This is a genomic window from Streptomyces pseudovenezuelae (genome assembly GCF_001513955.1).
Lineage (GTDB): Bacteria > Actinomycetota > Actinomycetes > Streptomycetales > Streptomycetaceae > Streptomyces > Streptomyces pseudovenezuelae.
The window spans coordinates 487,905-506,616 of record NZ_KQ948148.1 but is presented as its reverse complement, the minus strand read 5'-3'; the positions used below and the strand labels follow the sequence as shown (position 1 = coordinate 506,616).

Genomic DNA, 18,712 nt, shown 5'->3' with positions numbered 1-18,712 from the left:
GCCCTCAGTGCAATGACAGGGGGTCCTCGTGCACGACTACCGGCGCATCGCCGATCGCATAGCCACCGACATCACCACCGGACGCCTGCGCCCGGGCGAACGCCTGCCCCCGCAGCGCAAGTTCGCCCGCCGGCACGGGATCGCCGCGTCGACGGCGGAGCGGGCCTACGGCGAACTCGTACGGCGGGGACTGGTCGTCGGGGAGGTCGGACGCGGCACCTTCGTGAAGGCCACCGCGCCCGGGCGGCCCGCCCGGGGCCTCGTCGAGGACGTGGGCACCCCCGTCAACCTGGAGCTCAACTACCCCTCCGCGCAGGGCCAGTTCGAGCTGCTCGCCGACGCCCTCGCTCCCCTGCTGCGCCCCGACGTGCTGACCGAGGCGCTCCGCCCGGCCGCCGCCACCGGAACCCCGGCCGCCCGTGAGGCCGTCGCCGCCCTCCTCACCACCCCCGGCTGGCGCCCCGACCCGTCCCGGATCCTCTTCACGGGCAACGCCCGCCAGTCCGTCGCCGCCGCCCTCGCCTGCCTGGTGCGGCCGGGCGGCCGGGTCGGCGTCGAGGAGCTGACGTATCCCGTGGTCAAGGAGATCGCGGCCCGGCTCGGCATCACCCTGGTGCCGCTGGCCACGGACGAGGACGGCCTGCGCCCCGAGTCGGTGGCCGCCGCCCACCGCACGGCTCCCCTGTCGGCCCTCTATGTGCAGCCGACCCTGCACAATCCGACGTCGGTCACCATGAGTGCCGCACGCAGGCGCCAACTCGCCGCCACCGTGAACGACTTGGACCTCCCTGTCGTGGAGGACCGGATCTGGTCGTTCCTGGCGGCGGCCGACGACCCCTTCGCTGCGCACGCCCCCGCCCTCACCCATGTCGTCGACGGACTGTCCAAGCGGGTCGCGCCCGGGCTCACCGTCGGCTTTCTCGTCGTACCGGAGAAGCAAGTCGACGCGGCGGCACACGCCGTCCGTTCCGGTGGGTGGGGTGCGGGGCGGTTCGCGCTGGAGGCGGGCGTGCGGTGGACGGCGGACGGGACCGTGGCGCGGCTGGTCGAGGCGAAACGGGCCGATGCGGCACACCGGCAGCGGGTGCTGGCCGAGTGCCTGCACGGGTTCGCGGTACGGTCCGATCCGCGCGCGTACTACGCCTGGTGGGAACTCCCGGTCCCCTGGCGGGCGGACACCTTCACGGCCGCCGCCGCGGCCCTCGGCATCGCCCTGACGCCCGGTCCCTTGTTCGCCGTCGACCCGAACCGCACCCCGGACGCGGTCAGGCTCGGGCTCGCGTCGGCTGCTGTGCCGGATCTGGAACGGGCCCTGCGGACCCTCGCCGGCCTCGCGGCAAGCCGTACCGACCGGTGAGCCAGCAGGTCAGGGCCACCGCCAGACCGACGGCCACCAGGAGCCAGGAGACCGTGCGCAGGGTGCCCGTCAGGGCGTCGTAGACGGCGCCCGCGGCCGGGCGGCGCACCGGGTCGGGCAGGTCGGTCAGGGTGAGACGGCGGCCCACGGCGACGGCGAGGCCCAGCAGCGCGCCGCCGAGCGCGGTGCCGAGGGCGGTCGCGGTGACGGCGCGGCGGCGGCAGGCGGCGACCGCGATGCCGGCGGCGGCGAGGACGGCGGCCGTGACGGGCAGCCAGAAACCGGCGACTTCGAGCACGTCGTACCCCTTCCGGAGGCGGTCCAGTGCGGAGGCCGGGAGCACGGCGACCTCGGTGCGGGGCAGGACGGCCCGGTGCTCCACCCGGGCGGCGATCGGGGCGATGTCGACGGTCACCTCGTGATGGCCGCCCTCCCTGAGCGCCCGCAACACGGCCTGGTGGACCGCCCTGTTGCCCTCGTCCCACGCGGTGCCGAAGGCCGGGGTCCGGGTGAGGGAGCGGACGAAGGGCCGTACCGGTTCCCCGACTTCACCCGCCACCGCGTCCGCGACACCGTCCCGTACGGCGGGGTCGGCGGCCAGCGGTGCCATCGCCGTGACGTACCGGCCCGTGTCGGTGAGGCCGTACGCCGCCCAGGCCGCCAACGCGCCGAAGGGCACGAGCAGACAGGCCAGGGCGATCAGGGCGGCCGACAGGGCGCCGCGGACACGGGAGGTCACCCTTCCAGGCAAAACGGTGGCGGCCGGACGCGCGAGCGGGGGAGCCGGGGATTGCTCCCTCCGGTGGAGGGTTCACCCGAACGGGTGTCTCATGGTGGTGGGGAGAAGGAGGCCGATCATGCGCACCACTCCGGCCCTGCGGACCCTGGCCGTGGCCCTGTTCACCGGCGCGACCCTCGCCGTCACGGCGACGGGCACCTTCGCGGCGGCGGCCCCGCCCGCCTACGCCGAAGGCCATGGCGACGGTCCGGTCCGGGGCACCATCGTCTCGCGCACCGCGCTCAACGTGCGGGCGGCGCCCACCACGCACTCCGCCGTCGTCGACCGGCTCGTGCCGGGCAGCCAGGACCGGATCGAGTGCAAGGTCCGCGGACAGAGCGTCAACGGCAACCCGTACTGGTACTGGTTCACCGGTGCCCGGGGCTGGGTCAGCGCCGAGTTCGTCGACACCGGCCGGCGGTCCGTGCCGACGTGCGCGGACCCCTGCCCGCAGTGGAGAAACGGCGGTTGGGACAACGCCGACATGAACGACCCGAGCTGGGACTCCGGTTCCGACTCGTGGGCGGCCTCCGGCTCCGTCTCCTGGAGCTTCTCCGGAACCTGGAGCTGGAGCGTGGGATGAGGGAAGCCGTGGACCCCGGTCAGTCACTGACCGGGGTCCACGCACGTCCGCTAGCGGATCCGGTTCCCCTCGCCGTCCTCATGCGTGTAGTAGCGGTAGAAGAACACCAGGAAGACGCCCGCCGCGACCGCGAGGCCCAGGGCCGTCGAGCGCAGCACGCTCTCGCCCGTCTGGCTGTACAGAAACCCGACGGCCGCCCCGGCGAAGCCGGACTTCACGGCCGAGTGCAGTTCCCGCTTCAGCAGCGGGGCGAACGTCGCCACGGCGACGCACAGCACGATGAACGCGAGCGCCGTGACACAGCCGAACAGCACGTTCCAGCCGGTGATCGGGCCGCCGTCACGGCGGTTCGCGGCCGCCCAGTAGCCGTAGACAAGCCCGAGCACGACCGGGATGCCGTACCTGGCGGCCAGGTGCACCTTGGCGCTGAAGACATCGGGTGTCCGGGCGAACCCGCCCGCGGGTGCCGCATGAGCCATGAGAGCACTCCTCTCTCTCCACCCCGATACGCCCCCGACTACCAGAGCACACCTGCGCGGGGCCGCTGGCAAGTCGGATGGCGGCCTGAAGCGCCCCGTGTTTCGCTGACTCCATGAGCGGTGTCGGCCGGGGGCAGGTGCTGCGCGTCCGCGGCCGCGGTGTCGCCTGGCTGCCGCCCCTCCTGCTGCTCGTCGCGATCACCGCGATCGACTACAACACGGCCGCCGAGCTCCGGATGATCTCCTGGGTCGTCCTGGTCCCCGGCATCGCGGCCGCGACCTGCGGAGTCGCCGGAACGGCCGTCTTCGCCGCCCTCGCCCTGGTCACCTACGTCGCCGCCGACAGCTCCTGGCCGCACCAGTACCAGTCCGGCCTGCCCGACTTCATCCTCGCCGTCCTGGCCTGCGCGGTGCGGCTGCGCGGCGAACGCAGCATGCTGCACATGCGGGGCGTCGCCGACACCACCCGCCGCACGGTGCTGCGCCCGCTGCCGCCCGTGTGGGGCGGCCTGGAGCACGCGGAGGTGTATCTCGCCGCCGACAGCGAGGCCCGCGTCGGCGGCGACTTCTACGACATCCAGCCCGGCCCGCACGGCACCCGCGTGCTCGTCGGCGACGTCCAGGGCAAGGGGCTGGGCGCGGTCGAGGAGGCGGCCGCGCTGCTCGGCACGTTCCGTGAGGCGGCGTACCACGAACCGGCACTCGCGACGGTCGCCGAACGGCTGGAGATCCGGGTGCGCCGGCACGGCGGGCATGTCACCGCGCTCGGCCGCGACGACGGCGACCGCTTCGCCACCGCCGTCCTGCTCGGCTTCCCCGAGGCCGACACCGGCGTGGTGGAGGCGATGGTCTTCGGCCACGAACCGCCGCTGGTGGTCGGCCCGTCGGGGGTACGGCCGCTGCTCGCCGCCGGCGGCCTCCCACTGGGCCTCGGCGCGCTGTCCGCCGACGGGCCGCCGCCCGTCCACCGCGTCCCCCTGGGCCCCGGCGAGACCGTCCTGCTGACCAGCGACGGCGTCACCGAGGCCCGGGACCCCGCCGGGGAGTTCTACGCCCTCGCCGGCGACCCGCGGGCCGTCGAACCCCGCCGCCTGGTGGCCCTCGTCCGCGACGGCACCCTCGGGCACTGCGGCGGACACCTGCTCGACGACACCACCGTCTTCGCGGTGCGCAGAGCCGACGAGCGGGCAGGAAAGGGACGCCGGCCCTCCTGAGAACCCCCCTTCGCGGCCGCAGCGGATACCGTTCTGCCGTAAGTGATCGAGGGGGATGGGGAGGGACCGATGCCCGGAACCGTGCTGCTGCTCGCCGCCTCACCGGTGGGCAAGAGCCGTCTGGTGGACGCGGCGTCCGTGCTTCCCGTCCTCGCGGCCGTGCCGCCGGCCGTGCTCTCCGGCACCGACACCGCCAACGTCGTCGAGCTCGCCGACCCCCTGGAACCCCAGGCCGTCCTGACCCGGCTGCGAGCGGTCGCGGCCACGCCGGGCCCGCTCACCGTGTTCGTCACCGGACAACTCGCCCTGGACCGCCGCCAGCACCTGCCCCACCTCGCGCTGGCCCGCACCACACCGGCCACCGTGCGCTACACCGCGCTGCCCTGGCAGTGGATCCGCGAGGAGTTCCGGCTGCGCTCCCCGGGGTCGACGACGCTCCTCGTCGACCTGCACGCCGACGCCGACGCGTGGGGGTGGCTGCGGACGCACGCGCTCGACTCCGGCCGCAACAACGCCGTGTTCGGGCGGATCGCGCCCCCGCCGTCCCGGCGTACGGTGGCCGCGCCGGCGTACATGAAGACGATCGCGACGATTCTGCGCAGCGGGTGGCGTCCGCCCGTCGAGCAGCTGCATCAGCAGGCGTTCACCAGGCTGGGTCCCGAGGCGTACGGGGACGTGGTGCTGACCGTGCCGCCGATGCCGGTGGCCGCGCCCGGTGGCTTCGCCCCCAGGCCCTCGTACCGGACCGAACGGCCCCGTCCGCAGGTGCCGCAGGGCCCGGTGGGCGCGGAACGGGCCCCGCAGCCTGCGGTCGTCGCTCCTCCCCCGCCCCCGGACCCGCACGTCCAGGTCACCGCCGCCGTGCAGGCCGGCCGCCACCAGGAGGCCGACGCGCTCGCCGTGGCGCACGAGCAGGCCGCCGTCCGGGCCCACGGTCCCGCCTCCGAACAGGCCCTGCACTGGTCCGAAGTCCGGGCGGACCTCGCCATGTTCGCCAGGGACTCGGCGCGCAGCTGCCGGATCTGGCTGACGGTGGCCGAGACCCGGCTGGCCGCCGGACAGGCCCCGGACTCGCCGGGCGTGGAGAAGGCCGTCGACCGGGCCCACCACCAGTGGGGCCAGGTACGCGACAAGTCCCGGGCCCAGGAACTGGGCACCCTGCTCGCCCAGTTGCGCGCCCGGGTCCCGGGCCGGCGCCCCGGCGCCCTGGAGAACGTGCGCAAGCAGCTGCGGGAGCTGCAGGCCACGCCGTTCTAGCCGAGCATCGCGAGCGCGCCCGACACCAGCGTCCGCACGCCCGGCACCACCGTCGACAGGTCCGGCGCGAAGTGCGGGCTGTGGTTGCTGGGGACGGCGTCGAACTTCTCCATCAGGTCCGCGCCCGGCGCCGCGTCCCAGGTGTCGGCCGGCGTGGAGGTCACGAACCAGTAGGAGTACGGGAGTTCGCCGAGCGCGAGCTTGGAGAAGTCCTCACTGGCCATCGCCGGGCCGGAGTCGAAGACGGTGTCGGTGCCGAACACCTCGCGGTGCACGGCGGCGATCCGCTGGTCGGTCTCCGGGTCGTTGACCGTGGCCGGGAACGAACCGCCGAGGGTCACCTCGGGCTCGCGCGGGCAGCCCGCCGCGTGGCACTCGCCCTCGGCGATCCGGCGGATCGCGGCGAGCATCCGGTCCCGGACCGCCTCGGACTGGGTGCGCAGGTTGAGGGAGATGCGGGCGGTGGCGGGGATGATGTTCGGGGCCGTGCCCGCCTCGATCCGGCCGACGGTCAGGACGGCCGACTCGCGGGGCTTGATCTCCCGGCTGACGATCGTCTGGAGCCGCGTGACGATGTAGGCGGCCGTGACGACCGGGTCGACCGTCGTCTCCGGGCGCGAGCCGTGGCCGCCCCGGCCGTGCACCACGATCTCCACGTCCGTCGTCGCCGACATGATCAGGCCCGGCACGTGCGGGTACAGGCCCGCCGGGCCCGGCACCACGTGCTGGCCGAGCAGGACGTCCGGGCGCGGGAAACGGTCGTAGAGGCCGTCGGCGACCATCGCGGCCGCCCCGCCCCCGGCCTCCTCGGCGGGCTGGCCCACCAGGAGCAGCGTCCCGGACCAGGCGTCCCGCCCGTCCGCGAGCGCCTTCGCCGCCCCCGCCAGCCAGGTCACATGCAGGTCGTGCCCGCAGGCGTGCATCACCCCGGGCGTCCGCGAGGCGTACGGCAGCCCGGTCAGCTCCTCCACCGGCAGCGCGTCCATGTCGGCGCGCAGCAGGACGGTCGGGCCGTCGCCGTTGCGCAGGAGGCCCGCGACGCCGGTGCGGCCGATGCCCTCGGCGGTCTCGAAACCGGCCGCCTTCAGCCGCTCGGCGAGCCGGGCCGCGGTGCGGTGCTCCTGGAACGACAGCTCGGGGTGGCGGTGCAGGTCCCGGTAGAAGTCCTCCAGGTCGGGGACCGGGAGACCGGCGGTGAGGTCCAGCGCGGTGCGGGCGGCGGAAGACGTCATGCGGGCAGCGTAGGCGCCGGGGACCCCGTCCGCAGGGGGTGCGGTCCCCGGGGACGCTTGGTGGAACCTTTACCCGGGTCGGTCCGTTGACGGGGTGAGATCACTCAGACGATTACCGAGGTGACGTCAATGGCACTGTTCGACCGGCTCAAGGACCAGGCCAAGAACCTGCAGCAGCAGGCGCAGGGCGGGCGCGGCACGACCGGTGGGCACGGCACGGCGACCGGTGGGCACGGACAGGGCGCCTCGCGCGGCGGTTCGCGGTCCCAGCTCGTCGGCGTGCTGAAGACCCAGCTCGGCTCGCTCAAGGCCGAGTTGAAGAGCGGCGCCTACCGGGACGCCAGCATGGCGATGTGCGCCCTGGTCGCGGCAGCCGACGGCCAGGTGGACGCGGCCGAGATGCAGCAGATGGAGTCGCTGATCCTCGGCAACGAGGTGTTGCAGAACTTCCCGCCGGAGCAGCTGCGCCAGCGCTTCCACAAGCACGTGGACCAGCTGACCCGCAACTTCCCGCAGGGCAAGGCCGAGGCGCTCCAGGAGATCGCCAAGGCCGCGAAGAAGCCCACCGAGGCCCGCGCGGTGATCCAGACCGGCATCGTCATCGCCGGTGCCGACGGCCACTTCTCCCAGGCGGAGCAGGCGGTCCTGAGGGAGGCCTGCGGGGCTCTGGGTCTCGCGCCCGCGGAGTTCCAGCTCTGACAGCCGTCGTTCCCCGGGCGCTCAGTCCGCGGTGGGCGGCCCGGCCTGGTGCCGGGTCTGCGCGGCCTGCTCGGCGGGGCGCGGCTCGGACGCCCTCGCGGGTCCCGCGTTCGCCGCGAGGACCAGTGTGGCCACAGCCACGACCGCGGCGGCGACCCCTCTGGCGTAGCGTGCGGTGGTGCTGGTGCGTTCGAGCACGGCGACCTCGCAGCGGTGGCGGTGAGTACCCATGGCGGTGACGGTGTATTAAGCAGGGTTAATACGCCGTTTAACCTAGGGGCTGCGCGAGCCGAACGGCAAGAGGGGCTTGGGGAGTTGGCCATGTCGGAGCGGGACGACCCGGGCATCATCGGGCGACGGGTGCAGCAGCTGCGGGTCGAACGCGGGCTGACCCAGAAGCAGCTGGCCGAACCGGCCTACACGCCGGCCTACATCTCCACCCTGGAGTCCGGGCGGGTGCGGCCCTCCGACGACGCGCTCCGGCACCTCGCCGACCGCCTCGGTGTCGGCTTCGAGGAGCTGGCCACCGGCCGTCCGGCCCGGCTCGTCACCGATCTGCGGCTCCGCCTCACCGAGGCCCAGCGCACCCTCGCCACCGGGGAGGCCGAGGAGTCCGCCACCCAGTACGCCCGGCTGCTCGACGAGGCCGACGCGCTCGACCTCGCCGAGGTGCGGGCCGCCGCCCTGCTCGGGCTCGGGGAGTGCGCCGTGGAGACGGGCGAACTCGGCGCCGCGCGGCAGTACTTCGAGCGAGCGGAGCAGGCCCTCGGCGACGACGTGCCCCTGCCGGCCCGGGTTCCCGCCCTGCGAGGACGCGCCCTGTCCCACTACCTCACCGGTGAACTGCGCTACTCGGTCTACCTGTTGGAATCCACCATCGACGAGCTCAACCGAGGTGGCCTGCACGACCCGGACGCCCTGCTCCTCCTCTACGCGAGCGTCATCGGCCCCTACATGGACATGGGCGCCCACGCACGCGCCGCCCAGGCCGCCGAACTCGCCCTCGCGCTCGCCCCGCAGTCCGGCGACCCGGCCCTCGTCGCCCGCATGCACCGCTCCGTGGCCCGCACCCTGCTCGCCGAGGGCCGCCTCGCCGAGGCCGACGCCTCCCTCGCCAAGGCCGCCGAACTGTACCGGCAGCTCCAGCTCCGTACCGAACTCGCCAACTGCCACTGGATGCGCGGATACGTCTACGCCCAGAACGGCGAACTGGAGCGCGCCGAGGCCGAGTTGCGGCAGGCCCTCGCCATGCTCTCCGCCAAGCGGGCCGCCCTCTACTCCAGCCAGGCCGCCGTCGAGCTCGCCGACGTACTGCACCGGCGCGGCAAGTCCGAGGAGGCCGCCGCCCTGCTCCACGACGTGCTCAGCGACCTCAGCTCCGAGCGCGGCGCCCTGCACTCCGCCGCCGCCCACCGCCTCCTCGGGATCATCGCCGAGGACGCCCGGGACACCGAGGCCGCCGAGGAGCACTACGTCCGCGCCCTGAGCCTCCTGGAGCGGGCCGGCGCCGCCGGTGACCTGGCCGACCTGTGCCGGCTGCTCGGGGATCTGCTGCGCCGTACGGGACGGGTCGAGGCTGCGCTGGACGCGTACCGGACGGGCCTGGGACACCGTACGGCCCCCGGCACCACCACGCTCGGACCCGCACCCGCACAGCCCCCTCTGTGACAGCTCTGGCGGATCCGTACGAGAAGCGCTGAACCGGGTGCCGGGGCGGCCGTCGTCCTCGGTGGACGGCGACCGCCCCGGTGGGGCCGCGCGCCTCGTCTCGCGGCCCTCCTGGAAGGTCCCCGGCCCGCTCGGGACGGCGGGAGGCGCCCCGGTCGGCGTCGCGGGACAGGGACGAAGAGCACGGCACGGCTCGGCTCGGGGTGGTGGGGGAGGGCGGACGGGCGGGAGCGCGCGGGCGGCTCCGGCACGGTGTGACGCCGAGCGGCCGCTCCCTGACCGTCACCGACGACCGTAATGAATGAGTGTGCGGTCTGTGAAGGGTGCATGAGGGGGCCGGGCCGGAGCGGTCGACCGGGACGGACAGCTCACACCTGCACCCGTCCCTGCCTGCGCACCTCCTTCAGCCGCTCGGCACCCAGCTGTACGGCCGTCTGCGTGGCCTCCGTCTGCACGTCGCCGAAGCCGCCGTTGGTCACGCTGATCGCGTCCTCCCCCACGCGGAGCGCGGCGACGTCCAGCGTGAGCGTCGTCGGCTCGCCGTCCCGCGACTGCCCGGTCAGCAGCACCCGCAGCCCCTGCCGCGCGTCCCCCGCCTCCGGCAACGGCAGCTCGGCGACCTGCACACCGAGGACGGCGCCCGAGGCCGTGGTGGCCGCGAACCGCGCGCACGTGCGGGGAAGGCCCTTGAGCCAGGACAGGGTCTTGTCGATCTCCGCCGGCGTACGCGCGAGCACCTGGTACCGCATCTGCGCCTCGTTCCACACGTCGTCCATCCCGACGACCGCTCGGGCCTGCGCGTCGGCCCCGAACACCTCGTCCGCGTACAGCGCGTCGAGCAGCCGCTGACACGCCCGCCGGTCCGCCTTCGCCTTCAGCACCCCGTCGTGCCAGGTGGCCACCCCCTGGCTCGGCGTCCAGGGCTCACCCAGGTCCGCGTCGGTGACGAGCGCGGCCTGCGCCATGGCCTCGGTGAGGACCGAGGACGCGGCGGCAGACGCCTTCGGGGACCGGGGCGGCGCGCTGCTGGGCGGGGTGATCGGCGGCTTGGGCGCGGTGGGCGGCGTGGAGAGCGCGGAGCAGGCCGTGGCGGCGAGGAGCCCGGACAGGGCGAGGGCGAGGGTGGCGGCGCGGGCGGCGCGGGGCGGGGTCATGCTTCAAGTGATCACCGGGTTCCCGGAGGTCACCAGCGTTCCGGGCCGTATGGGTTACGCCGTGGGCGACCGACCGGCGGCCGGACCACGGCAGGTCTGCCACCGCACCGGGGACCGCCGCCTCAGGACACCTGCTGCAACAGCCCCCGCACCTCCGCGTCCACCACCGAATACCGCACCACGCGCCCCTCCTTCTCCCCCGCGACCACCCCCGCCGCCCGCAGCAGCCGCAGCGCCTGGGACACGGCCGGGTCGTTCATGCCGGTCGCGATCGCGAGGTCGGAGACGGCCAGCGGGCCGGTGCGGTGCAGGGCCAGGAGCAGCGAGAGGCGGTTCGGGTCGGCGAGGAGGGCGAAGCGGTCGGACCAGGTGCGGACGTGTCCCGGGTCGCCGATCGCGGCGATGGCGTCGCACACCCGGTGCCCGTCGATGGTGCGGCGGTCGGCTCGGTCGGCCGGGACGAGGTGCATGCGGCACATCCTCGCAGGCCGCGCTGTGTGATCTTCCATACCTGCGCAGGTGTGCAGCTATGCAGGAGACCCCGCCCCCGCCTACGGTGGGCGGGCCGTGGTGCTCGGGAAACCGGTGACGACCCCTCAAAGGTCCATGCCGGTGCGGCCCTCGCCACTGTGATCGGGGAGTCTTCCTCCCACGTCCCTCGCGGGACAGCCACTGGCCCTCACCCTCGGGCCGGGAAGGCGGGCAGGGAGACGTACGACCCGTAAGCCAGGAGACCGGCCACGGCAGCTCACGCGTTCATCCACGAGGTGCTGGAGTGACCACCGTATGACCGATCCTGCCGTGTCCGAGACCGCCACCGCCTCCTTCCGCTGGCGGCGCGAGGACACCGTCAAGACGGCCGGTCTGATGGCCGCGATAGCCGCCCTGCACGTCCTCGCCTTCGGCATCCTGTTCCTGCTGGTCGTGCCGGGGCACTACGAGGTCGGCAACAAGGCCTTCGGCATCGGACTCGGCATCACCGCCTACACCCTCGGCATGCGGCACGCCTTCGACGCGGACCACATCGCCGCGATCGACAACACCACCCGCAAGCTGATGGCCGACGGCAAGCGGCCGGTGTCGGTGGGGTTCTGGTTCGCGCTCGGGCACTCCAGCGTCGTGGTCCTGCTCGCCGCGCTCATCGCGGGCGGCACCCAGCTCGCCGGCAAGGTCATGAACGAGGGGTCGAGCACCCACCAGGTCCTTGGCTTCCTCGGTACGACGATCTCGGGCACGTTCCTCTATCTCATCGCCGCCCTCAACCTGGTCGCCCTGCTGGGCATCCTGAAGGTCTTCCGGTCGATGCGGGCGGGGTCGTACGACGAGAAGGAGCTGGAACAGCACCTGGATTCCAGGGGCTTCATGAACCGGATCCTCGGGCGGCTCACCAAGTCCATCACCCGGCCGGGGCAGATGTACCCGCTGGGCTTCCTCTTCGGGCTCGGCTTCGACACGGCCACCGAGGTCACGCTGATGGTGATGGCCGGGTCCGGCGCGGCCGCCGGGCTGCCCTGGTACGCCATCCTCTGTCTGCCGCTGCTCTTCGCCGCCGGCATGAGCCTGTTCGACACCCTCGACGGCACGTTCATGAACTTCGCCTACCAGTGGGCCTTCTCCAACCCCGTCCGCAAGGTCTTCTACAACCTCGCCATCACCGGGCTGTCCATCGCGGTCGCCTTCTTCATCGGCACGATCGAGCTCGTCGGTGTCCTGCACGACAAGTTCGACCTCACCGACGCCCTCACCACCTGGATCGCCGACATCGACCTCGACAACGTCGGCTACGTCATCGTCGGCCTGTTCGTGGTGGTGTGGGCGGCGGCGATCGCCTACTGGCGACTCGCGAAGGTCGAGCAGCGGTGGGGCGTCAGCGGTTCCTGACCGGCCTTCGCCCCGACGGGCCCACCGCCCGCCCGACGCCCGGCTAGACCCCTTCCACCGCCGTCAGCCACAGCTTCACGTAACGCTCCACGTCCACCGCCAACCCCACGTCCACGAGGGTCACTTCCCGCTCGCCCTCGTGGATCTCGGACTCGCCGGGGCGGGGACGGCGGTCGACGACGGTCTGGCCGCGCGTCGGGCCCGGGGCCAGGCTCACCTCCACCGGCAGCAGTTCGGTGGTCAGTCCGTCCGGGTCGACGACCGCGCACACCGCGCCCGCGTCACCGAGACCGCCCGTGGGGGTGGGGTCGCCGGAGGTGGCGGGGTCGCGGTGGGCGAGGAGTTCGCCGGCCATGCGCAGGGACGGTTCCGGACTCGCGCGCAGCCGCTCCACGTCGGCGGCCGGCACCAGGACCTGCTGGAAGACGTCCAGGCCGTACATGGTGATCGGCACCCCGGCGGTGAGCAGCACGGCGGCCGCCTCCGGGTCGTGCCAGACGTTGAACTCCGCTACCGGTGTGGCGTTCCCGGTCGCCACGGCGCCCCCCATGAAGACGATCCGCTCGATGTTGCGCACCACCTCGGGGTGGGTGCGCAGCAGCAGCGCGATGTTGGTGAGCGGCGCGGTCGGGACGAGCGTCACGGGGGTGGGCGAGGCCAGGATCTCCCGCCTGAGCAGCGTCACTGCGTCCATGTCCAGCGCCACCCGGGTCGGCGCGGGCAGCCCGAGGTCGCCCATGCCGTCGAGGCCGTGCACGTGCTGCGCGGTGCGCACGGGCTCGATCAGCGGCCGTGCGGCACCCCGGGCGACCGGGATGTCCCCGGCCCCGGCCTGCTCCAGCACGGTCAGCGTGTTGCGGACGACGCCGTCGACGTCGGTGTTCCCGGCGACACAGGTGACCGCGCGCAGGTCGATGCCTGGATGCCGTACGGCGAACAGCAGGGCCAGGGCGTCGTCGACACCGGTGTCGCAGTCGATGATCACCGGGATGGGCTGACCGGTCACGGCGGGGATCCTTTCGTCACTGGCGTACGGGACCGACCTTACGCAGCCGCCCAGAGTTCGGCCCCGCGGTCTGCGTCCCGGGCTCCGATCCGGTCCAGCAGTTCAGCGACCGGCACGGCTCCCGGCCTGCGTCCGTCCCGCAGCCGTACGGCCGCACCGCCGGCGTCGGCCTCCCGCCCGCCGATCACCGCCTGGTACGGCACCAGGCGCGCGGCGCGGATGCGGGCGCCGAGGGTGCCGTCGCCCGGAGCGGCGAGTTCGGCCCGGATACCGCGCGCGAGAGCCTGCCGTACGACGTCCAGGGCGCGCTCCTCCTGTGCCTCGGCGACCGGCAGGACCACCAGCTGCACGGGGGCCAGCCACACCGGGAACGCGCCGCCGTGCGCCTCGACGAGCTGCGCGACCGCCCGTTCCACGCTGCCGATGACGCTGCGGTGGACCATCACCGGGCGGTGCTTTCCCCCGTCGGGGCCGATGTAGTGGAGGTCGAAGCGTTCGGGCTGGTGGAAGTCGATCTGCACGGTGGAGAGGGTGGACTCGCGGCCGGCGGCGTCGGTGATCTGCACGTCGATCTTGGGGCCGTAGAAGGCGGCCTCGCCCTCGGCGGACTCGTACGCGACGCCGTCCAGGACCTCTTCGAGAAGGGCGGTGGCGCGGCGCCAGAGGTCCGGGTCGGGGACGTACTTGCCGCCGTCCGCCGGGAGGGAGAGACGGTACCGGCTCGCCCGGATGCCGAGGTCGTCGTAGGCGCGCCGGATGAGGTCGAGGGCGGCGCGGGCCTCCTCCACGGCCTGTTCCAGGGTGCAGAAGATGTGGGCGTCGTTGAGCTGGATGGCGCGGACGCGGGTGAGGCCTCCGAGCACGCCGGAGAGTTCGGAGCGGTACATGCCGCCCAACTCGGCGATGCGGAGCGGGAGTTCTCGGTAGCTGTGGGAACGGGACCGGTAGATGAGGGCGTGATGCGGGCACAGGCTGGGCCGCAGCACGACCTCCTCGCCGCCGCTCAGCCGCATCGGCGGGAACATGTCCTCGCTGTAGTGGTCCCAGTGCCCGGAGATCTCGTACAGCTCCCGCTTGCCGAGCACGGGCGAGTACACGTGCCGGTACCCGGCGGCCCGCTCCGCCTCCCTGACGTACTCCTCCAGGACATGCCGTACGACGGCTCCGTCGGGCAGCCAGTACGGCAGCCCCGCGCCCATCAGCGGATCGGTGTCGAACAGATCGAGCTCACGGCCGAGTCGGCGGTGGTCGTGCACGGGGTTCACGGTGTTCACGGGGCTCTCCCTCGCGGTGGGGGGCGAGGAGCCGACGGGAACGACGAAGCCCCGGGGCACTCGCCCCGGGGCTTCGGACTGCGTCAGCTGTCAGCGCGCCGGGACCTGCTCCGGCGTCGTCGTGATCGACGGGATGGCTCGCGCACGCTGCATGGGGGGAGCGTAGGGGGAGGGGCGGGGGCGGGGCCACGGGTTTTCGGTGGGCGTCAGGAGGCGGGGCCGGGGCGGTCTGCGGGGTGAAGGGTTCGCCGAACGTCAGGGCGCCCCGGACGGACGGGCGCAAGGACCGTCCCGTGACGCGAGGACCTCCCGGGCGCATCCAATCCGCGGCCTGCGCAGAAACGGATTACACCCGGACATGTCCCGATCGCGGAGGCCCTCGGTGAAAGAAGCAGTGCATATCGGAGAAAAGCCATCGGCGGAGCCTGATCTCCAGGAGCTGGTGGGCCGGGTGGCGCTGGGCGACGAGGAAGCGTTCGCCCGGGTCTACGACACCGTCGTGGGTTCGGTGCTGGGCGTCGTGCGCGCCGTCCTGCGCGACCACGCGCAGTCGGAGGAGGTCGTGCAGGAAGTGCTCGTGGAGGTGTGGCGGACCGCTCCCCGCTACCGCTCCGACCGCGGCACGGCCATCAACTGGATCCTCACCCTGGCGCACCGGCGCGCCGTGGACCGGATCCGCTCGGCGGACGCCGCGGCCGCCCGGGACCACAAGGCCGCCCTGCTGGACCGGCTGCCCGAGTACGACGAGGTGGCCGAGCACGTCGAGGCCCGTCTGGAGCGGGAACAGGTACGGCGCTGTCTGCGCACCCTGACCGAGATCCAGAGCCAGGCCGTCACCCTCGCCTACTACCGAGGACTGACCTACCGCCAGGTGGCGGAAGCGCTGGCGCTACCGCTCGGCACCGTGAAGACCCGACTGCGCGACGGACTCATCCGGCTGCGCGACTGCCTGGGGGTGACCGCGTGACGACCGTCGACCTGCACCGGATGACGGGTGCCTACGCCGTGCACGCGCTGTCCGACGAGGAGACCGCGGCGTTCGAGCGCCACCTCCCGGGCTGCGAGTCCTGTGCCGAGGAGACCGCCGAACTGTCCGCCACCGCGGCCCGGCTGGGGCTCGCCGCCACCACGGCACCCCCGGCCGCCCTGCGCGCACAGGTGCTGCGCCGGATCACCACCGTCCGCCAGGTGCCGCCCGGCCCGCCGGCCCAGGCGCTCTCCGCCCGGCCCGGACCGCGCACCCGGGCGCTGTCCCGGTGGGCGCTGGCCGCCTGTCTCGCGGCGGCCACGGCGCTGGGCGGCACGACCGTGTGGCAGTACCAGCGGGCCGAGGACGCTCGTGGGCGAGCCGGCCAGGCGGCACGGACGACGGACGAGATCGCCGCCGTGCTGTCCGCGCCGGACGCGCGGACGCGGGCCGCCGGGCTGGCCGGCGGCGCCACCGGCACCGTCGTCGTCTCCCGCGGCCTCGACAGGGCGGTCTTCGCCGTCTCCGGGATGGCCCGGCCGCCCGGCGGCAAGGTCTACCAGCTGTGGTTCGACGAGCAGGGCACCATGCGCTCGGCCGGCCTGATGGACCCCGGCCGCAGCGACCAGGCGGTCCTGATGCGGGGCGCGGTCGACGGGGCGTCGGGCATGGGCGTCACCGTCGAACCCGCCGGCGGCTCCACGCACCCCACCTCCGCCCCGGTCGCCCTGATGAGCCTGCCGGGCTGACGGTCCGCGTGCCTGTCCCGGTGCTCAGACGAGACCCGTGACCGTCACGGTGATCCGCGGCGCGGGCTGCGAGGGCGCCAGGGCCTCCAGCCGGCGTGCCACGGCGACCCGCACGGCGCGGGCCACGTCCACGGTCCTGGCCCGCCGGAGCGCGACCACGTGGATCTCCACGTGCCAGGGGCCGTCGGCGTCCGGCCGGGTCATCCGCACCCCGGCGGGCGCCGGGGTGGGGGCGGGCGCGCCGCCGGTGCCGTTCGCGGCCCGGTGCCTGACGGAGCGCAGCCGGTCGGCCAGGCCCGGCCGGAGGAAGGCCACACCGCCCACGCCCGCCGCGGCCGCGGCGGCCTGCTCGACGAGGACCGCGTGCGCGGGGCCCGCGGTGTCCGCTGTGCCGAAGGTCATCGTGTACGGCCCTCCTGACCGTGCTCGGTCCCGGCGGGGACCAGGTCGGTGACACGGATGTCCACCACCGCCACGACCAGCCCCAGTTCGTGGTCGGCGGCCTCCCACACGCGCTCCCGCACCTGGGCGGCGAGCTCGGGCAGCGGGGCGTCGGCCGGGGCGTGGATGTCGAGGCGTACCCCGACCGCTCCGGCGGCGCCGTCCGGTCCGGCGTCGAGGAGCCGGCAGGAGCCGGCCCGGACACCGGTGACCGTCTCGGCCGCCGCGCGCAGGGTGCGGGCCGCGACCGCCTCCATGATCCACAGGTCCTCGGCGGGCTCACCGAGGGGCAGCGGGCGGCCGGGACGCAGTTCCATGCGGACCACGTCCATGATCCGCCGGGTCAGCGGCTCGGCGTCGTACGCCGGGTTGTCCGCCGCCTCCGTGCGCAGGCCGCGCACGGCCGACTCCAGCCGGTCGAGTTCGCGCACGGCGTCCCGGCAGTGCGGGCAGGACCGCGGGTGCGTGTCGTCGGGCCGCTGCTCCCGGTCCTCCCAGGCTCTCGACAGCAGCCGCCCGCACGGCAGGCGCTCGTCGTCGCCGTGGGCGGACGCCCGGTTCGGCGGATCGGTGTGGGCGGTCATCGCCAGGCCCCCAGTGCTTGAGTCAGACAACGGCGTGCGCGGAAGACCCGGGCGCGGACGGCCTCCTGGCTGATACCGACCGCGTCCGCGACGAACTCGTAGGAGCGGCCGTCCAGTTCCCGCAGGACCCAGCAGGCGCGCTGTTCGGCCGACAGGAGGTCCAGCGCCTCCCGCAGTTCGCGCACCGCGTCGCGCCCCTCGGTGATACGGGCCGGGGAGACGGTGTGCTCGGCCGCGGGGACCTCGCCCGCCGCCTCCAGCGGGGCGACGGGTCTGCGGGCCCGCAGGACGTTCAGACAGCGGTTGGTGACGATCCGGTACATCCAGGTGCCGAAGGCGGCGCGGCCCTGGAACTCGGGAAGCCGGCGCCAGGCGCTGAGGAAGGCGTCCTGTACGGCGTCCTCCGCCTCGGCCGCGGTCCCGAGCAGACGCGTGGCGAGCCGGAGCAGCGCCGGGGCGTGCCGCTGCACGAGCACGGCGAAGGCGTCCTCGTCCCCCTCCGCGGCCCGCACCGCCAGGAGGGTGTCGTCGGTGTCGGCCCGGGTGTCCGGTGCTGTGCTCTGCGTATGGGCCCCCGCCACTGGGCGGCTCCTCTCGGCCGGTCTTCCGAGGGTTGGACACGGTCGCGCCCTCCCCGTTACGGGGGACTTCGCCGTACGGGCACCTCGCGGACGCGGGGGGCGTGGGAAAAGCGGTGAAGAACAGAAAAGGCGGTGAGGAGCGGGAAAGGCGGAGAAGAGCAGGAAGACCGAATACCCGTATATCCGTAGCCGAAGCGGTCGCGGATGGGTCGGAAATCGAATGTCATCCGATCGTGCGTCCGACCAATCCGCCCGGCTTTCGGGGCCGGATTCCCCACGTGACGGAGATCGAGAGGGAACCGAGGAGCCGAAGCGGCCCGGTGCGGCTGCTGCTGGGCGCGCTCAGCGGTGTGCTGGCGGGTTGCGCCGCGCTCGCGGTCGCCGAGGCGGTGGCCGGCGGGGTGCGTCCGCAGTCCGGTCCCGTCGTCGCGGTGGGCGGTGCGGCCATCGACCGCACGCCCGCGGAGGTGAAGGACTGGGCGATCCGGCATTTCGGCACCGACGACAAACTGGTGCTCCAGCTCGGAATTCTCGCGGTGCTCGCGCTTTTCGCCCTGACCCTGGGAATTACCGCACTGCGTTTCCGGCGCACGGGAGCGGCGGGTGTCCTGCTGTTCGGGGCGGTCGGCGCGGTCGCGGCGACCGGCCGCCCCGATTCCCCGGGCCCCGGCGACGCCCTTCCCTCGCTCGCCGGCGCCGTGGCCGGGGCGGTGGCGCTCTACGTCCTCACAGGCCGCCTTGCACTCGGGGACGGTGGCGCGGCGGCCGGGGGCGGAACGGGGGCGGCGGGTCGCGGGGATGTGGGGGC

The 18,712-nt window shown here is 73.9% G+C and carries 20 protein-coding genes, 1 pseudogene and 1 riboswitch; of the genes and pseudogenes, 10 read left to right on the top strand and 11 right to left on the bottom strand.

Annotated elements, in window-relative coordinates; translation table 11 throughout:
• Nucleotides 1-28 precede the first annotated feature (28 nt).
• Nucleotides 29-1,357: an aminotransferase-like domain-containing protein gene (locus AQI94_RS22690; protein WP_031051517.1), complete on the top strand. Its 1,329-nt coding sequence runs from the start codon at nucleotides 29-31 to the stop codon at nucleotides 1,355-1,357.
• Here AQI94_RS22690 and AQI94_RS22685 read toward each other — a convergent pair.
• A complete protein-coding gene (locus AQI94_RS22685; RefSeq protein ID WP_062229903.1) occupies nucleotides 1,266-2,096 on the bottom strand; it encodes a hypothetical protein in 831 nt (276 codons plus the stop codon). The two genes, AQI94_RS22690 and AQI94_RS22685, sit on opposite strands and share 92 nt — an antisense overlap.
• A 118-nt stretch (nucleotides 2,097-2,214) precedes the next feature.
• Here AQI94_RS22685 and AQI94_RS22680 point away from each other — a divergent pair, with 118 nt between their 5' ends.
• Entirely contained in the window at nucleotides 2,215-2,718 is a 504-nt protein-coding gene (locus tag AQI94_RS22680; RefSeq protein ID WP_031048008.1) for an SH3 domain-containing protein, read from the top strand.
• 50 nt (nucleotides 2,719-2,768) lie between these two features.
• On the opposite strand, the gene AQI94_RS22675 is transcribed toward AQI94_RS22680, so the two are convergent.
• The gene (locus tag AQI94_RS22675) at nucleotides 2,769-3,197 is read right to left on the bottom strand and encodes a hypothetical protein (RefSeq protein WP_031048004.1); all 429 of its coding nucleotides are present in this window, start codon (nucleotides 3,195-3,197) and stop codon (nucleotides 2,769-2,771) included.
• A 113-nt stretch (nucleotides 3,198-3,310) separates the two neighbouring features.
• Here AQI94_RS22675 and AQI94_RS22670 point away from each other — a divergent pair, with 113 nt between their 5' ends.
• Nucleotides 3,311-4,411: a PP2C family protein-serine/threonine phosphatase gene (locus tag AQI94_RS22670; protein WP_031047991.1), complete on the top strand. Its 1,101-nt coding sequence runs from the start codon at nucleotides 3,311-3,313 to the stop codon at nucleotides 4,409-4,411.
• A gap of 69 nt (nucleotides 4,412-4,480) precedes the next feature.
• Nucleotides 4,481-5,668 (top strand): hypothetical protein, encoded by a 1,188-nt coding sequence (locus tag AQI94_RS22665; protein ID WP_031047989.1) that lies wholly within the window; start codon nucleotides 4,481-4,483, stop codon nucleotides 5,666-5,668.
• Here AQI94_RS22665 and AQI94_RS22660 read toward each other — a convergent pair.
• Nucleotides 5,665-6,900 (bottom strand): amidohydrolase, encoded by a 1,236-nt coding sequence (locus AQI94_RS22660; protein ID WP_031047987.1) that lies wholly within the window; start codon nucleotides 6,898-6,900, stop codon nucleotides 5,665-5,667. The two genes, AQI94_RS22665 and AQI94_RS22660, sit on opposite strands and share 4 nt — an antisense overlap.
• A gap of 129 nt (nucleotides 6,901-7,029) precedes the next feature.
• Here AQI94_RS22660 and AQI94_RS22655 point away from each other — a divergent pair, with 129 nt between their 5' ends.
• Nucleotides 7,030-7,599, top strand: a complete 570-nt coding sequence (locus AQI94_RS22655) for a tellurite resistance TerB family protein (protein ID WP_031047986.1) — start codon at nucleotides 7,030-7,032, stop codon at nucleotides 7,597-7,599.
• A 21-nt stretch (nucleotides 7,600-7,620) separates the two neighbouring features.
• Here the strand turns inward: AQI94_RS22655 and AQI94_RS22650 are convergent, their stop codons facing one another.
• Nucleotides 7,621-7,830, bottom strand: a complete 210-nt coding sequence (locus tag AQI94_RS22650; protein WP_037942802.1) for a hypothetical protein — start codon at nucleotides 7,828-7,830, stop codon at nucleotides 7,621-7,623.
• Nucleotides 7,831-7,920: 90 nt separating this feature from the next.
• Here AQI94_RS22650 and AQI94_RS22645 point away from each other — a divergent pair, with 90 nt between their 5' ends.
• Nucleotides 7,921-9,267 (top strand): helix-turn-helix domain-containing protein, encoded by a 1,347-nt coding sequence (locus AQI94_RS22645; RefSeq protein ID WP_031047983.1) that lies wholly within the window; start codon nucleotides 7,921-7,923, stop codon nucleotides 9,265-9,267.
• A 368-nt stretch (nucleotides 9,268-9,635) separates the two neighbouring features.
• Here the strand turns inward: AQI94_RS22645 and AQI94_RS22640 are convergent, their stop codons facing one another.
• Together AQI94_RS22640 and AQI94_RS22635 are read right to left on the bottom strand one after the other, a co-directional pair.
• Nucleotides 9,636-10,421, bottom strand: a complete 786-nt coding sequence (locus AQI94_RS22640) for a hypothetical protein (protein WP_031047980.1) — start codon at nucleotides 10,419-10,421, stop codon at nucleotides 9,636-9,638.
• 122 nt (nucleotides 10,422-10,543) lie between these two features.
• On the bottom strand, nucleotides 10,544-10,891 hold the full coding sequence (locus AQI94_RS22635) for an ArsR/SmtB family transcription factor (protein ID WP_031047977.1): 348 nt from the start codon (nucleotides 10,889-10,891) through the stop codon (nucleotides 10,544-10,546).
• 81 nt (nucleotides 10,892-10,972) lie between these two features.
• Nucleotides 10,973-11,178: riboswitch (cobalamin riboswitch) on the top strand.
• A gap of 29 nt (nucleotides 11,179-11,207) precedes the next feature.
• Between AQI94_RS22635 and nicT the strand changes: the two genes are divergently transcribed.
• The gene (gene nicT, locus AQI94_RS22630) at nucleotides 11,208-12,302 is read left to right on the top strand and encodes a Nickel transporter NicT (RefSeq protein ID WP_031047974.1); all 1,095 of its coding nucleotides are present in this window, start codon (nucleotides 11,208-11,210) and stop codon (nucleotides 12,300-12,302) included.
• A gap of 43 nt (nucleotides 12,303-12,345) precedes the next feature.
• On the opposite strand, the gene AQI94_RS22625 is transcribed toward nicT, so the two are convergent.
• Complete coding sequence (locus AQI94_RS22625; RefSeq protein ID WP_031047971.1) at nucleotides 12,346-13,308, bottom strand: nucleoside hydrolase; 963 nt, start codon at nucleotides 13,306-13,308, stop codon at nucleotides 12,346-12,348.
• Nucleotides 13,309-13,346: 38 nt separating this feature from the next.
• Nucleotides 13,347-14,564 (bottom strand): threonine--tRNA ligase, encoded by a 1,218-nt coding sequence (gene thrS, locus AQI94_RS22620; protein ID WP_031047969.1) that lies wholly within the window; start codon nucleotides 14,562-14,564, stop codon nucleotides 13,347-13,349.
• Between the two features lie 400 nt (nucleotides 14,565-14,964).
• Here thrS and sigK point away from each other — a divergent pair, with 400 nt between their 5' ends.
• A complete protein-coding gene (gene sigK, locus AQI94_RS22615; protein WP_031047965.1) occupies nucleotides 14,965-15,549 on the top strand; it encodes an ECF RNA polymerase sigma factor SigK in 585 nt (194 codons plus the stop codon).
• The gene (locus AQI94_RS22610; RefSeq protein ID WP_062229902.1) at nucleotides 15,546-16,298 is read left to right on the top strand and encodes an anti-sigma factor; all 753 of its coding nucleotides are present in this window, start codon (nucleotides 15,546-15,548) and stop codon (nucleotides 16,296-16,298) included. The genes sigK and AQI94_RS22610 overlap by 4 nt, the downstream gene beginning before the upstream one ends.
• Nucleotides 16,299-16,322: 24 nt before the next feature.
• Here AQI94_RS22610 and AQI94_RS22605 read toward each other — a convergent pair whose 3' ends face one another.
• Genes AQI94_RS22605 through AQI94_RS22595 form a run of 3 tightly spaced genes read right to left on the bottom strand, consistent with a single transcriptional unit; the run spans nucleotide 16,323 to nucleotide 17,904 of the window.
• Nucleotides 16,323-16,700 (bottom strand): hypothetical protein, encoded by a 378-nt coding sequence (locus AQI94_RS22605; RefSeq protein ID WP_062229901.1) that lies wholly within the window; start codon nucleotides 16,698-16,700, stop codon nucleotides 16,323-16,325.
• Entirely contained in the window at nucleotides 16,697-17,323 is a 627-nt protein-coding gene (locus AQI94_RS22600) for an Asp23/Gls24 family envelope stress response protein (protein ID WP_031053845.1), read from the bottom strand. Before AQI94_RS22600 ends, AQI94_RS22605 begins: the two co-directional genes overlap by 4 nt.
• Entirely contained in the window at nucleotides 17,320-17,904 is a 585-nt protein-coding gene (locus tag AQI94_RS22595) for an RNA polymerase sigma factor (RefSeq protein WP_031053843.1), read from the bottom strand. Before AQI94_RS22595 ends, AQI94_RS22600 begins: the two co-directional genes overlap by 4 nt.
• A gap of 278 nt (nucleotides 17,905-18,182) precedes the next feature.
• Here AQI94_RS22595 and AQI94_RS22590 point away from each other — a divergent pair.
• A pseudogene (locus tag AQI94_RS22590) lies at nucleotides 18,183-18,712 on the top strand (molybdopterin-binding oxidoreductase); the annotation flags it as partial.